Here is a 14,180-nt window from a genome sequence, read left to right on the forward strand (position 1 = left end):
ACCTGTTCTTTAGGGAAAAGAACTTCATATTTTCTCTACCTTGTATCCAACGCCGCGCAGGGTCGTAATCACCCCAGTGCCCAAACGTTTACGAAGCCGTGATATCTGAGCTTCAATAGCATTTGGTGTAACACAATTATCCCAACTGTATGCGTATTCCTCCAACTGGGATTTGGATATATACCGGCCTGAACTCTCCATTAACTTTTGAAGAATAAGAAACTCAGTTTTGGATAATTGAATCTCTTCATCTCTTAGCCTGACTTCATGACGATCTGGGCAAAGCCTTAAATTACCAATAACCAGTTCACTAGATGCTTTTACTTCTCGCCGTCTTCCAAGCGAGCGTAATCTGGCGAACAGTTCATCCAAATCAAATGGTTTGGTTAGGTAATCATCCGCGCCACCATCTAGACCCTCAATCTTTTCTGATGTCGCCGTTCTTGCCGTGAGCATCAAGACAGGAATGGTAACCCCTTTTTTCCGGGCCTCTTTGAGAAAATCAATGCCTTGCTGATCGGGTAACATCCAATCCAAAACAATCAGGTCAAAAAAACTCACCTCAAGAGCAAGCTCAGCATCCTCAGCTGACTTGACCCATTCGCAAACACTCCCATCGTGATGAAATGCCCGCTCAAGAGTTGCCCCGAGTTGAGGATCATCTTCAACAAGAAGAATTTTCATCAGTTTGTTTCCTCTGTAAAATATTCAGGAGCATTTCTGTCTGATCGGATTTTAAGGTTATCTCCTGACTTAAACAATGCATTGATATCCAAGCTTATCTCGTAGAGTACAGGTACAAGCAACAGTGTGACAAAAGTGGCAATTAAAACCCCAAAAGCTAAGGATATTGCCATGGGAATCACAAACTGCGCCTGATAGCTTCCCTCAAATAAAATAGGCAATAACCCCAAAAAGGTCGTCAGTGAAGTCAATATAATAGGTCGAAATCGACTTATACAAGCGTGCCTGACCGCTGTTCTTGTCCTCATGGCAGTCGCTTTCAGTTGATTAATTCGATCGACCAGCACCAAATTGTCGTTAATGACCACCCCTGCAGCTGCGATAACTCCCATAATTGAAAACGCACTGATTTCCAATGAAAACCAGTAATGTCCATAAATCGCACCAACGAACCCGAAAGGCGCAGCAGTCAGGATGATAAAGGGGACAAAATAGGAATTACTCCCAATTGCCAGCAACGCATAGATAATAAAAGAGCAAAGAATATAAAGTCGCAATGCTTCCGCTGTGAACTCATCCTCTTCTTCAGCATCACCAGAAAGCTGATAATCAAAACTTGGATTGGTTTCCTTTATCGCTGGTATGACAGAGTTCTCAACTTCATTTAACAAATCAAATCGGTTCCAAATTTCTTTGTTAAAATGAATATCAACCGAGGCGGTTTGTTTGGCATTTATCCGCTCTATGTAACTTGATACAGGAACTGAAATTAACTCTGCCACCGTTGAGAAAGGCACTCGGTTATTACCACTTATACCAATAGGGAATTGATCGATATCTTCAATTTGAAGCCGTTCGGATTTTGGAAGTCGTAAGATGACATCTGTTGTTTGAAACCTCCCTGGGAGACGATCTAACCTTTCTCCTTGAAAAGCAGCAGCCACCTGCTGAGTAACCTCAGACATCGTTAGCCCCAAACGCTGACCTTCGGGTAACAACTTTATTAAATACTCTGATTGGATTGTTCCTGCCGTAATTGTATAATTAAAAATACCGCTTAAACTGAGAACTTCTTGTTTTAATTTTTCAATATTCGTTCTGATTGCCTGATCATTATGGCCAAAAATTTTAAGAGATAATATATTTGGGTCTCCATTTTCACTTGCGGAAAATTTAATTTTTTTCGCAGATGGCATTGGCCCTAATACTTCTTGCCATCGTGCAATCATTACATCCACTGGAATAAGAGATAACACTTCGGTTTCAAGCTCAACGATCATGAAAACATCTTGCCCTGTGATAAAAGAGGCATAGTTTTTAATGATTTTTACGGGCTTACCCATTTCATCAAGGGGGAGCTTTATACCGTCCCTAACTGTATTAAAGGATGCCTCCAGACGTTCCATAATTCCCGTTAAATGATCGTCTGAGCTATTTTTATTCATGGAAATCTGGGCGACGATTTGGGCTTCGGACATATTTGGAAAAATTTGCACAGGTACTGCATCAGATGAAACAAGTTTTCCAGACAAAATGGCAACAACCATAAAAATAGATAATGTAGAATATCGCCAAATGAGGGCCGTATTCAAAAACTTTCTATAGGTCGTAAATATAAACCTTCGTAATTGTTGTTGGAATGCTTGCCGAACCAAAGAAAATGGCTTGGTTATAAAGCCGGGTATCGTAACCCAGTGATGCGAAGAAGAAAGGTGAGCAGGAAGAATAAAGAATGACTCAATAAGGGAAAAGCTAAGAACGATGACAATAATAACAGAAATATCATAGAGAAAACTTCCAATGATGCTTATAAAAAGAAGCCCCGGCGTCGCTGCGATGATTGTCGTAATTACTCCGAGAAAAACAGGTTTCCAAACTTGCTTAATACCGAGATAAGCTGTAGAGCGTCAACCACTTTGTCCGGTTGCGTCAACCACCTTGGCCGCTTTTGATGCGGCTGTGATCTGACGTTTATTTACGATGCTTCAGGCATATTTTTCACCTTTTTGTTTGTGGTTTTCCGCAACATTTTTTTGAGATTTTGGGCGGCTTCCCATTGTCTGTAGCTGTCGATATTCATCTCAAGAATGGTTGAGTGGTGAACAAGACGATCGATTGCTGCAACGGTCATGGCCTTATCTTGAAAAATATTGTCCCATCCGCTAAAAGGTTGATTGGCAGCAATTGCAATACTTCGGTACTCATATCGTCTGGCGATCAATTCAAAGAGCACGGATGTTTCAGATATATCCCTTTGTGCATAGGTAATATCATCGAGAATGATGAGATCAAATTTATCGAGTTTTGCGAGGGCGTTTTCGAGCATAAGTTCACGTCTGGCAGCCTGGAGTTTTTGCACCAGATCACTGGTTTGCGTATAGAGCACACGGTATCCAGCCTCTATAAGAGCATAACCTACGGCGCATAGGAGATGAGTTTTTCCTCCCCCTGAATTTCCAATGGCAATCAGATTTGCTCTTGCGTCAATCCAGTCACCGGCAGACAAGGCTTCGACCTGCGCCTTTTTCACGTTAGGCAGCCGCTTGAAGTTAAAAGTGGCCAGAGTTTTTCCGCCCAGCAGGTTTGATGCGTTGAGATGGCGTTGAATGCGTCGCGTGTCCCTTTCGGCCAATTCATATTCGGCCAAAACGGCAAGGAACCTGGCTGCTGACCAGCCCTCCTTGTCGGATTGGATTGCGATATCTTGCCAGTGTTTGTGAAAGCTGGGTAATCGTAAGTCAGTTAGCATAAGAGGCAGCTTGTGCTGATCCACTTCAATGTTTGTCATGCCCGATCCTCCAACAGAGTATCAAAGACTGATAATGAAGGTTGAACCACGGGAATATCAGGAGGTAAATCCGTGTTCTTTTTTGTGATATTCAGCTTAAGTTTTTTTGCGCAAGGTAGCCTTCCTGCATTGATTTCTCTCGAAATCAGGTGCGCGACTTCGGCCTCACAAGCCTCTTCGTGCGCAAGGAAAAGTATCCCAACCATCTGACGACACGCATCTCTGCGGGACAACTTTTTCTGAAACAATGTCCAGGCCAGGGAGTACTCGGTTCTTGGAAAAATACTGTCACGATAAATAGAATTGGCGAGTGCCTGAGGTTTACGTTTGAGAGCATGAATGACGTGATGATAATTGATAACATGAATGCGGGGGCCTTTGCCGTGCCCCCGCTCACGAGAATGGCTGACGACATGAGTGCTGCCTAGATAGGCTTCTATCCGGTTATCGTAAATATGGACACGCAAGCGTTGACCAATTAGGCGAGAAGGGGCGCTATAAAAAACCTGCTTAACTAAAAAACCACTTGTTTTGGTAACTCTCGACACGACTTCAGTGTAATCTGTTGTTCGCCGAGGAGGTAACGCCTTGAGAGATTTCAACTCTGTTTGGATATCTTGGTCACGATGTTTGTTCCGTCTAGCAATCAGCTCGTCCAAAAATCGCCGATACTCATCCAAAGTGTCAAAGTCATTACTGCCACGCAAAATCAGGGCCTGCTTTATCGCAGTCTTAAGGTGACCGTGGTGAGATTCAATGGCACCGTTCTCGTGTGATTCCCCTCTGTTATTTCGACTGGCCTCCATACCGTAGTGCTCAACAAAAGCAGAATAACGTTTGGTAATGTCCTCCTTTTCCTCAACGCTCAAATTCCGAAAGGCCGCAGACAGGCTGTCGGTCCGGTGGTTTTCAGGAGCGCCCCCCAAGGACCAAAGCGCATTTTGTAAGTTCTCCGCAAGGGCTGTAAAACTCTCACCGCCAAGTACGACCCCAACATGTTCCCATCGGCTATATACCAGAACAAAATGATAGAGCCGATGCACCAAAGGATCTCCTGCAATGGTAATACTTAAGTCGGCTGCATCCGTGAAATCTGATTGGCCCATGTAACCCGGCTCAGGTGTTTGCCTGAAAATGATATCCTTTTCAGGGCCATTCAGAGCCCGCCATCCCCGAACTCGGCGCTCTAACGTGCGCTTGACACGGTCATCGGGAAAACGGAGCGGATAGAGGCTCTGTATGTGGCGCAACAAAGTAATGGGTTTGACCGAGTTGTCTTTATCCAAAATGGGAAGGATGTCCTTATCCCAGATATCTTCAAGCGGATCAGAAACTGTTCGCCCTCGCTTTATATTGCGTTGTGACGGTAAAGTCGCATCAACGTCAAATCGGCGGGCCGTGCGTTCGCTAAACCCTGCGCGGGCAGCGGCGGTTCGTTGACCATGAGTTTTTCTATCTGTCATGTAAAGTCTCAGTTGTTCATCTGTGATAAATTTATACGGCAAACAGGTTCCTCCAATTACATCTAGAGGTTCCTAATTTATCAACTCACAGCAGCTTGTAACTAACACCAAATTAAGCCTTGGCCGGTGGATCTGATTATCAAACGGGCACGCCCTTTTTAATGATCAGATCCACCGGCCAAGGTGGTTGTCGCAACCGGCCAAGGTTATTGTCGCTGAACAATAAGCCGTTTTGGAACTTTTTCCAAACTTGGATTGTTGGTTGTGAATGCTCTCGCCAACAACAATAGCATCATCGACTACAATGCCGAGTATTAAGAGGAAAGCAAACGTTGATATATGATTTAGGGATACGCCAAACAAAGGCAGAAGCCAAAATGCCCCTGTAAAGGATATTACAATCCCACTACAAACCCAAAATGCGAGACTTAATCTGAGAAACAAAGCCAGAATGATAAAAACCAGGCCAAGACCTGCAATACCATTATCAACCAACATCGATAATCGTTGAGCAATATCTTCACTATCATCTAACCAGAGAGTTATGGTGATCCCCTCCGGAAGTGTTGCTTGAATTTCCCGAACCTTTTCCTTCAATTCGGAAATAACAGTCAACATATCCTGACTATCATCGATAAATACTTCTAAACCACTTGAATTTTGACCATTAAACCGGCTGGTAAACTTTTCTTCCTTTCGGGCCAATTTGATTGTAGCAATTTCACCCAGTAATAGTTTTTCACCACTGGTTTTGCTGATAATTGGTATATCTTCGTATTGAGTTGGTGTGAAAGCTCTATTATTGCCCCTTATATTCAATTGGTTTCCTATATAGCCAATAGATCCTGCGGGAAGGTCAACAGAGGATGTTTTAATTTAATCCGGTAAACCCCCGGCTATGCCGGGGGACTCTCAATGGTTTGACCGTTCCCACGGTCTTACATTTCTTTGTTTATTGACCAAAATAACAAAGGAATTAGCCGATGAGAGATTACAAAAGCCTTGCACATACGAGATGGGATTGTAAATACCACGTGGTTTTCATCCCTAAACGCAGGCAAAAAGTTATCTATGGCAACCTACGTCAGTATCTTGGTGAAATTTTCCATGAACTGGCCGGGCATCGCGAAAGTAAGATTGAGGAGGGCCATTTGATGCCGGATCACATTCACATGTGTATCAGCATACCGCCCAAACATGCTGTTTCAAAAGTCGTTGGATACCTAAAAGGAAAAAGCGCGATTGCCATAGCTCGAAAATTCAAAAATAAAGCACGGAATTTCAAGGGTGAAAATTTTTGGGCCCGTGGATATTTCGTCTCAACTGTAGGGCTCGATGAACAGATGGTGAGGGAGTATATCAGAACGCAAGAAGAGCGTGATAAGTACTTTGACCAAATGGATATATTCAATCCATAACCGCTTTAGCGGTTCCCAATTTGCCCCTTTAAGGGGCTCACCCGCTTAAGCCCCCGGCTTTGCCGGGGGTCATTTAACTTAATCCGGTAAACCCCCGGCTATGCCGGGGGACTCTCAATGGTTTGACCGTTCCCACGGTCTTACATTTCTTTGTTTATTGACCAAAATAACAAAGGAATTAGCCGATGAGAGATTACAAAAGCCTTGCACATACGAGATGGGATTGTAAATACCACGTGGTTTTCATCCCTAAACGCAGGCAAAAAGTGGCACTTCTCCGCTTTGTTGAGTAGATTTAGGATTTCAAATAGAGCATAGATTGATTATCTGGAATGGATGATTGTCTAATTTTGAGTTTGAAGTATTCGGTATCCTTGATGCCTCTGGCTCGCTTACGGATCATTCCTATACTGACATTACCAGCCTCTATCCTGGCGCTTGTGAGCTTGTGTTTGGCGTAGTTGCAGATGCCCACACAATGTTTCCGTAGGGATTTCGCGAACTTTTTTAGATAGAGCATCTGTGACTGATCTGCTATCAGGCACCAACGTTCCAGTTGCTCCGCCATCGCCTCAAATGAAGCGGCACTCCACAGCAGCTGAAGCTGTTCTTTCAAGACGTAAAGTGCATTCAGGTTGCTATTGCTCTCCAGCAACCTTTGCAGCTTGTCACTTTGTTTTTCACTCAACTTATCCGCATTTTTGAGCAACAGATAATGCGTCCCTTTCATCAACTCTTTACCACTTGGATCGGCCTTTCTGAACTCAAGTCGACGCTGATTATGGATAGCTTTGCTGTAGTTTTTCATGACGTGGAAACGGTCAAATACTATGTCGGCCAACGGCAAGGACTCTCTGACAGCCTTTTGGTAGGCAGGCCCCATATCCATCGCTACGGCCTTTATTTTGCAGGCTGTATCTGGTTGCAGTTGTTTCAAAAACCTTGAAAAAACCTCGGCAGTTCGGCCTGCTTCAACCCAGATCAGATGACCGCCAACCATATCGTAGACCACCGTCATGTAGTCATGACCTTTCGCCCGGGCAACTTCATCTACACCAATATATTCCAAGCCAGTTAGCTCTGCAGGATCAAGCGTAGGGAGAGTTTCAATAAGGTATGCCCTGTCGATATTCTTGACCGTTTCCCATCGTATATCCAAATGTCTGGAAACCGCTTGAATAGACATATGCCGACATAATCCACTGATCAGTCGGCAAAATCGGTGAGTGAAACGGCACCCTTTATCAACAAAATCACACCCCTCAATGCGGCGTTCGCCCTTGTTAATATAAACCTGCGCCAGCTCAATCTCGACCACACAAGGATACCCAAAAAGGGGGATGTCGTTTACTTGTCGGCGGACATGCTGGTTGATGCTTCCCTTCTGGCCTGTAGCAGGGTCTATAGCCCTCCTACGCGCGTCTCGGCTGCAGTGAATGACAATCTTAACACCGCCGTCATCCAGTTTAATTTCATTTACACGTTGCCCTTTGAGGCCTAAAATATGCTGCGAGATGTTGATTGTCATATACCTGCTCTATGTAAAGTTATCAGAAACCATACATATCAACAGGTTACTTGGCGGTCGGCATCTTTTTCTACTCAACAAAGCGGAGAAGAGCCCAAAAAGTTATCTATGGCAACCTACGTCAGTATCTTGGTGAAATTTTCCATGAACTGGCCGGGCATCGCGAAAGTAAGATTGAGGAGGGCCATTTGATGCCGGATCACATTCACATGTGTATCAGCATACCGCCCAAACATGCTGTTTCAAAAGTCGTTGGATACCTAAAAGGAAAAAGCGCGATTGCCATAGCTCGAAAATTCAAAAATAAAGCACGGAATTTCAAGGGTGAAAATTTTTGGGCCCGTGGATATTTCGTCTCAACTGTAGGGCTCGATGAACAGATGGTGAGGGAGTATATCAGAACGCAAGAAGAGCGTGATAAGTACTTTGACCAAATGGATATATTCAATCCATAACCGCTTTAGCGGTTCCCAATTTGCCCCTTTAAGGGGCTCACCCGCTTAAGCCCCCGGCTTTGCCGGGGGTCATTTAACTTTTACGTAGCTTCCCGGTGCAGGTTCTATAGATTTTAACTTTCCAGAACCTGGTGTTCGAGCAGGCACAAGTTTACCGCTTTTGTTCTTGGCCCAATCGGCCCAATGTGACCACCAAGATCCGGGATGTTCGATTGCATTTTCAAGCCATTGATCTGGATTTTCCGGAGTTTCTTTGTTGATCCAATGCGAATATTTGCCAGCACTTGGCGGGTTTATTATTCCTGCAATATGACCAGAAGCGGCTAAGACAAACTCTTTTTGGCCAGAAAAATGTTGAGTGTTTGCATATGTAGATTTCCAAGGAGCGATATGATCTTCTTTTGCGGAAATCATAAAGGTTGGTACAGAAACCTTACCGAGATCAATAGGAATCCCGTTTAACTCAATCGCTCCAGGCTTTGCCAGTTTGTTTTCCAGATACATGTTTCGTAGATAGAAACTATGCATTTTCGCAGGCATGCGGGTGGTATCAGAATTCCAATAAAGCAGATCAAACGGGAATGGAGTTTTCCCAAGCATATAATTATTTACGACAAACGACCAGATAAGGTCATTAGACCGTAGCATATTAAAGGTTGTTCCCATTTCCGAACCATCGAGATAACCTTGATCAGTCATTCGTTGCTCAAGAACAGCCATCTGTTCTTCATCGATGAATACCCTGAGTTCACCTGCTTCTTCAAAATCAGTCATGGTGACAAAAAAGGTACCGCTTTTAATACGTTTATCTTTTTTCTCTGCCATGTAAGCCAAAGTCGATGCCAGAAGTGTTCCACCAAGGCAGTAGCCAATCGCATTGACTTCCTTGACCCCGGTTGCCTCTTCAATCGCATCAAGAGCGGCGAGGGAGCCATTAATCATATAGTCTTCAAACGACTTCTCTGCCAGTTCCGCATTTGGATTGATCCAGGAAATCATGAAAACAGTGAAACCCTGCTCAACGGCCCATTTTACAAAAGAATTTTTTTCTTTCAGGTCGAGAATATAAAACTTGTTGATCCAGGGCGGAATAATCATAAGAGGCCGGGTATGCACTTGTTCTGTTGTGGGTGCATATTGAATGAGTTGCATCAATTCATTTTGAAAAATTACTTCACCTGGAGAGGTTGCGATATTTTCCCCTAAGGTAAAGGCATCTTCATCGGTCATTTTGATGCGGCCTTTTTCAAGATCCGCAATTAAGTTTTCCAGACCTTGTAATAGGTTTTTTCCTCCAGATTCTGCTGTCGCTTTTAAAATTTCCGGATTTGTCATAACAAAATTACTGGGTGACAAGGCGTCGAGAAATTGTTTGGTATAAAAGTCAACTTTCAGAGCGTGGGTTTCATCTAAACCTTCGACATCCATAACGGATTTATGAATTGAATCTGCGGTCAATAAATAGGATTGCTTGATAAAGTTGAAAAATGGATTGTCTTCCCAGGCTTCATCTTTAAATCGCCGATCTTTCTTTTTAGAAACAGAAGACGATTCTCTCTCGGACTTGTTCTTTTCTTGGGAAGAAAAAAACTTATCAGCAGATTCTTGCCAAAGAGCACTATAGCCTTGCCATAAATCCGCTTGAAGTTTGATCGCTTTCTCTGGATCAGACCAAAACCGTTGTGACATTTCCCAAAATGCCTGGCCTATACGCATAGGATCCGGGTCTTTGTCTAGGCTTTGCTCACTTTGTTTCTTAAGAAAGCTTTGCATCATTTCCTGAGACTTTTCAGAAATCGCGGCCATTGTTTCGGCAATTTCTGTGGGTTCAGGCATATTTATTCCCTCTGGGTGTTGATCGGCCATTCAGCCTTCCCTATGATCTGTTTGGTCTTTTTGTTGAATCGTATATCGCCTTGTTGCTCTTTCAATGTTATACACCCATTGTTACAGCTGGAAGCATAAAAGAACAACAAGTGAGGTCAATATCGTTCGCGTATACATCAAATCAGTTGTAATCCTGATGTATATGCCCCGATTTATTTGACGTTTACATGGGGGAACGGTCTTAGTTATGACCAAGGACAGACGTATGCCTGAGCAGAAAAAAAGTAGTTTGTATCGTATTGGGGGAAAAGGTCGGTTTGCGGGAGTGCTTGCACTGCCCTTAATTCTGGCAGCTTGTTCTTCTACACCTGATTGGGCAAACCCAGTCGCATGGTTTGACAGTGATGAGCCAGAACAACCAACGCAGGTTACCCCTGCAGAAAATGTTGTTCCTGCAGAAGGTTTTCCAAACCTTTCTAGTGTTCCTGGCGAATCTCCACAAACCAATCCTGGGGATTATAAAAATCAGGTTACGGAAGGTCTCGTTGCTGATCGCAACAATGCCGAGTACAGCAATCAGCCTTTGACAGCACGTTCTACTTTGGTTCCTGCGGCACCACCTCCAACAGTTCCACAAGCGCCTTCAGCGACAACGACGGTGTCTCCTCAAGTTCCGGCAGCTCCTCAGAGTACTATTCCGGCTGTTCCTCAGTCTGTGAACTCAGTGCCTCAGCAAGCCCCACAACAGACGACAGTAATATCGTCCCAAGGCGCTGCATTACCACCAGCCTTCCCAAATGGTGCTCCGTCTTACGGCCAACAGCAATATAGCGGCCCAACGTATAACACGCCGAGTTGGGGTTCTCCCTACGCTCAACAGCCAGGTTATGGGCAGCAAAACCCCTACGGTTCTCCTTATGCTGCACAGGCTTCTGGACAATTGGTAGCAGTCATTTATTTCGCACATGGATCATCCCATCTGAACAATCAAGACATTCAGGTAATCCGTGATGTAGCGGCTCTTTATGGACAAAGAGGTGGCTCTATTACTGTTCTTGGGCATTCAAGCTCTCGTACCAAGTTGACCGACGCTTTACGCCATCAACAGGTCAACTATGAAATATCTGGAAAAAGAGCCGAAGCCGTAACCCGTGCCCTGCTTAATTCAGGAGTACCTGGTGGCCAGGTTATCACCGATGCTCAGTCTGACAGTAAGCCGGTATTCCACGAATTTATGCCGACCGGTGAAGCTGGAAACCGTCGCGTAGAAATTTATGTAAATTAAGAGACCCATTCCTCGGAGTTTTCTGAGGAATATTCTTAGAAATTTACATGCAAAAAAGCATATAAAACATTGGTCACGGAGCTGGTATTCTGCTATCTGCTTCGTGGCCTTTTTTTTTGAGGCTGATCGGCTGTAAGAAAAAGGCTGAGTTACGTCAACTTTCTTCGTACAGATAACAGTAAAACCCATCAATAACGAGTTGAGAATGGACCAGGAATTTCACCGTATAAAACGTTTGCCGCCTTATGTATTTGCTGAAGTTAATGCATTAAAAGCAGCGGCGCGAGCGGCGAAAGAGGACATAATCGATTTCGGTATGGGCAACCCGGATCAGCCGCCACCGAAACATGTTATCGACAAACTAACTGAAGTTGTACAAAACCCGCGGGTCCATGGATATTCAACATCGCGTGGCATCCCTGGACTTCGGAAAGCTGTATCCGCCTATTATGATCGACGCTTTGGCGTTGAAATTGACCCGGAATCAGAAACAATCGTTACACTTGGGTCAAAAGAAGGGCTCGCGAACCTGGCACAAGCGATCACAAGTCCTGGCGACATTATCCTGGCGCCTAACCCAAGTTATCCTATACATGCTTTTGGTTTTATCATTGCTGGTGCAGCTATCCGGTCAATGCCAATGGGTTCACAGGGCAGTATTATGGAACAGTTGGAAATCGCCGTCCGGCATTCCGTTCCAAAACCGCTCGCAATTATTCTTAATTACCCCTCAAACCCAACTGCAGAAGTTGTAGATCTCGATTTTTACGCGGAAATTGTTGATTTTTGCCGCAAACATGAAATTTATATCATTTCCGATTTAGCCTATGCAGAGGTTTATTTCGGGGATAGCCCTCCACCCTCTATTTTACAGGTGCCCGGAGCCAAAGACATTGCCGTTGAATTTCTTTCAATGAGCAAGACCTATTCAATGGCTGGGTGGCGTGTAGGATTTTGCTCTGGAAATAAAAAGCTAATTGCTGCGCTTACCCGTGTTAAATCCTACGTTGACTACGGTGCTTTTACCCCAATACAAGTTGCAGCAGTGGCCGCCTTAAATGGTCCTCAGGAATGCATCGACGAAATGCGCGATAGATACCGCGGCAGACGTGATGTACTGATAAAAGGTCTTTCATCTGCTGGCTGGGATATTCCAAGTCCGCCGGCTACGATGTTTGCCTGGGCGCCATTACCAAAAGAATTTTCACATCTTGGATCAATGGAATTCTCCAAATTACTGCTAGAGCATGCTAATGTAGCTGTCGCTCCAGGAGTTGGCTTTGGGGAATATGGAGAAGGGTTTGTTCGTCTTGGTTTGGTTGAGAACGAACAACGTACCCGTCAAGCTGTGAAAAACATTAAAGCAATGATGCAGAAAAAAGATAGTATCCTCGAACAGATAAGTAAGCGGAAATAAAACGTGAGTGAACCTCTTAAGATAGCAATCGCTGGTTTAGGTACTGTTGGTACTGGAACTGTAAAACTTATTCAGGAAAACCTTAAAGTTCTTTCTCAACGAACGGGGCGCACAATGTCTATTGTTGCGGTTTCTGCTCGTAGCAAAAAAAATCGCGACTTTGATATGAGCGATATGAGCTATTATGACGACGCAGTCAAAATGGTGACGGAGTGCGATGCAGACGTTGTCATGGAACTTATTGGTGGTTCTGAAGGAATTGCCAAAGAAGTTGTTGAAGTTGCCATCGCAAAAGGCCGCCACGTTATTACTGCAAATAAGGCGTTGCTCGCTCATCATGGGACCGAGCTTGCTCTTCAAGCCGAAGAAGCTGGCGTAGCCCTATGTTATGAAGCAGCTGTCGCTGGTGGAATACCTGTAATTAAAGGCCTTCGTGAAGGTTTGTCTGCAAATTCCTTTGATCTGGTTTACGGAATTCTCAACGGAACCTGTAATTTCATCCTAACCAATATGCGCGAAACCGGGAGAGACTTCGAAGAAGTCCTCTTTGAAGCTCAAGAACTTGGTTATGCCGAAGCTGATCCAAGCTTTGATGTGGATGGGGTCGATGCTGCACACAAATTGTCTCTTTTAAGTTCTGTTGCTTTTGGTACCGAAGTCGATTTCGATGCGGTTTATATCGAAGGCATTAGAAAAATATCTGCCCAAGACATTATAAACGCGGATGAGCTTGGTTATCGTATCAAGCTTCTCGGCATTGCTCGAAAAACAGAACACGGCATTGATCAACGTGTACATCCCTGCATGGTCGAGAAGGGGCAGCCAATTGCCTCTGTTGAAGGTGTACTTAATGCTGTGGTATGTAATGGCAATCATGTCGGAACAACTGTATTCGAAGGCCCTGGAGCGGGGGGCGGACCAACCGCTTCTGCTGTTGTTGCAGATTTGGTTGATATCGCACGCGGAACTATTCTTCCGACATTTGGCGTTCCAGCATCTGGACTTGAAAAACCCATAGCTCAACCCGTTGAGAAACGCGAAGGTTCTTATTACCTAAGACTGAATGTTGAAGATCGTCCGGGTGTAATTGCTGATATATCTCACATCCTTAAGGATGAAAATATTTCAGTAAAATCCCTCCTACAACACGAATCAAATCCTGGTAAAGCGGTACCACTTGTCATAACAACCCAGGCAACTGTAGAAACCGCAATGACCAGATCACTGGAGAAAATATCACAGCTCGACTGTGTACTTGAAACCCCAAATATGATCCGGATCGTCTCTCTTTAAGAGAGCGTCTGAAAATTATAAC

Annotated in this window: 11 protein-coding genes and 2 pseudogenes; 6 read left to right on the top strand and 7 right to left on the bottom strand. The window is 44.4% G+C overall.

From position 1 onward, the window contains the following. Positions 1-24 precede the first annotated feature (24 nt). The 5 genes and pseudogenes from ACOGW3_RS17860 to ACOGW3_RS17880 all read right to left on the bottom strand — a co-directional run bounded on the left by ACOGW3_RS17860 (position 25) and on the right by ACOGW3_RS17880 (position 5,811). Positions 25-684: a response regulator gene (locus ACOGW3_RS17860; RefSeq protein ID WP_419904231.1), complete on the bottom strand. Its 660-nt coding sequence runs from the start codon at positions 682-684 to the stop codon at positions 25-27. After that, positions 684-2,573, bottom strand: a pseudogene (locus tag ACOGW3_RS17865) (efflux RND transporter permease subunit); the annotation flags it as partial. The gene ACOGW3_RS17860 and the pseudogene ACOGW3_RS17865, both read right to left, overlap by 1 nt. An 86-nt stretch (positions 2,574-2,659) precedes the next feature. Beyond that, positions 2,660-3,472: an IS21-like element helper ATPase IstB gene (istB, locus tag ACOGW3_RS17870; protein ID WP_419901088.1), complete on the bottom strand. Its 813-nt coding sequence runs from the start codon at positions 3,470-3,472 to the stop codon at positions 2,660-2,662. Further along, the gene (gene istA / locus ACOGW3_RS17875) at positions 3,469-4,977 is read right to left on the bottom strand and encodes an IS21 family transposase (protein ID WP_419901087.1); all 1,509 of its coding nucleotides are present in this window, start codon (positions 4,975-4,977) and stop codon (positions 3,469-3,471) included. The genes istB and istA overlap by 4 nt, the downstream gene beginning before the upstream one ends. A gap of 123 nt (positions 4,978-5,100) precedes the next feature. Then, positions 5,101-5,811 carry an efflux RND transporter permease subunit gene (locus ACOGW3_RS17880; protein ID WP_419905950.1) on the bottom strand — a complete coding sequence of 237 codons (711 nt, stop codon included), beginning with the start codon at positions 5,809-5,811 and terminating at the stop codon, positions 5,101-5,103. Between the two features lie 107 nt (positions 5,812-5,918). Between ACOGW3_RS17880 and tnpA (ACOGW3_RS17885) the strand changes: the two genes are divergently transcribed. Beyond that, positions 5,919-6,353, top strand: a complete 435-nt coding sequence (gene tnpA / locus ACOGW3_RS17885; RefSeq protein ID WP_419901154.1) for an IS200/IS605 family transposase — start codon at positions 5,919-5,921, stop codon at positions 6,351-6,353. 185 nt (positions 6,354-6,538) lie between these two features. Further along, positions 6,539-6,619 (top strand): annotated as a pseudogene (locus ACOGW3_RS17890) (IS200/IS605 family transposase); the annotation flags it as partial. A 29-nt stretch (positions 6,620-6,648) separates the two neighbouring features. On the opposite strand, the gene ACOGW3_RS17895 reads toward ACOGW3_RS17890, so the two are convergent. Next, positions 6,649-7,881, bottom strand: a complete 1,233-nt coding sequence (locus ACOGW3_RS17895; protein ID WP_419901077.1) for an ISL3 family transposase — start codon at positions 7,879-7,881, stop codon at positions 6,649-6,651. A gap of 35 nt (positions 7,882-7,916) precedes the next feature. Here ACOGW3_RS17895 and tnpA (ACOGW3_RS17900) point away from each other — a divergent pair, with 35 nt between their 5' ends. Beyond that, entirely contained in the window at positions 7,917-8,336 is a 420-nt protein-coding gene (gene tnpA / locus ACOGW3_RS17900) for an IS200/IS605 family transposase (protein ID WP_419905951.1), read from the top strand. A 69-nt stretch (positions 8,337-8,405) separates the two neighbouring features. On the opposite strand, the gene ACOGW3_RS17905 is transcribed toward tnpA (ACOGW3_RS17900), so the two are convergent. Next, positions 8,406-10,202: a PHA/PHB synthase family protein gene (locus ACOGW3_RS17905; protein ID WP_419904232.1), complete on the bottom strand. Its 1,797-nt coding sequence runs from the start codon at positions 10,200-10,202 to the stop codon at positions 8,406-8,408. A 226-nt stretch (positions 10,203-10,428) separates the two neighbouring features. Here ACOGW3_RS17905 and ACOGW3_RS17910 point away from each other — a divergent pair, with 226 nt between their 5' ends. The 3 genes from ACOGW3_RS17910 to ACOGW3_RS17920 all read left to right on the top strand — a co-directional run bounded on the left by ACOGW3_RS17910 (position 10,429) and on the right by ACOGW3_RS17920 (position 14,158). Continuing rightward, complete coding sequence (locus ACOGW3_RS17910) at positions 10,429-11,448, top strand: OmpA family protein (RefSeq protein ID WP_419904233.1); 1,020 nt, start codon at positions 10,429-10,431, stop codon at positions 11,446-11,448. Between the two features lie 205 nt (positions 11,449-11,653). Continuing rightward, entirely contained in the window at positions 11,654-12,865 is a 1,212-nt protein-coding gene (locus tag ACOGW3_RS17915) for an LL-diaminopimelate aminotransferase (protein ID WP_419904234.1), read from the top strand. 3 nt (positions 12,866-12,868) lie between these two features. Then, positions 12,869-14,158 carry a homoserine dehydrogenase gene (locus tag ACOGW3_RS17920; RefSeq protein WP_419904235.1) on the top strand — a complete coding sequence of 430 codons (1,290 nt, stop codon included), beginning with the start codon at positions 12,869-12,871 and terminating at the stop codon, positions 14,156-14,158. The last annotated feature ends 22 nt before the right edge of the window (positions 14,159-14,180 follow it).

The organism is Kiloniella sp. (assembly GCF_965205715.1).
Lineage (GTDB): Bacteria > Pseudomonadota > Alphaproteobacteria > Kiloniellales > Kiloniellaceae > Kiloniella.

Excerpts from the sequence above, each read along its gene's own strand:
- ACOGW3_RS17860 (WP_419904231.1), bottom strand. The coding sequence starts at position 684 with ATGAAAATTCTTCTTGTTGAAGATGATCCTCAACTCGGGGCAACTCTT.
- istB (WP_419901088.1), bottom strand. The coding sequence starts at position 3,472 with ATGACAAACATTGAAGTGGATCAGCACAAGCTGCCTCTTATGCTAACT.
- tnpA (WP_419901154.1), top strand. The coding sequence starts at position 5,919 with ATGAGAGATTACAAAAGCCTTGCACATACGAGATGGGATTGTAAATAC.
- ACOGW3_RS17895 (WP_419901077.1), bottom strand. The coding sequence starts at position 7,881 with ATGACAATCAACATCTCGCAGCATATTTTAGGCCTCAAAGGGCAACGT.
- ACOGW3_RS17905 (WP_419904232.1), bottom strand. The coding sequence starts at position 10,202 with ATGGCCGATCAACACCCAGAGGGAATAAATATGCCTGAACCCACAGAA.
- ACOGW3_RS17910 (WP_419904233.1), top strand. The coding sequence starts at position 10,429 with ATGCCTGAGCAGAAAAAAAGTAGTTTGTATCGTATTGGGGGAAAAGGT.
- ACOGW3_RS17915 (WP_419904234.1), top strand. The coding sequence starts at position 11,654 with ATGGACCAGGAATTTCACCGTATAAAACGTTTGCCGCCTTATGTATTT.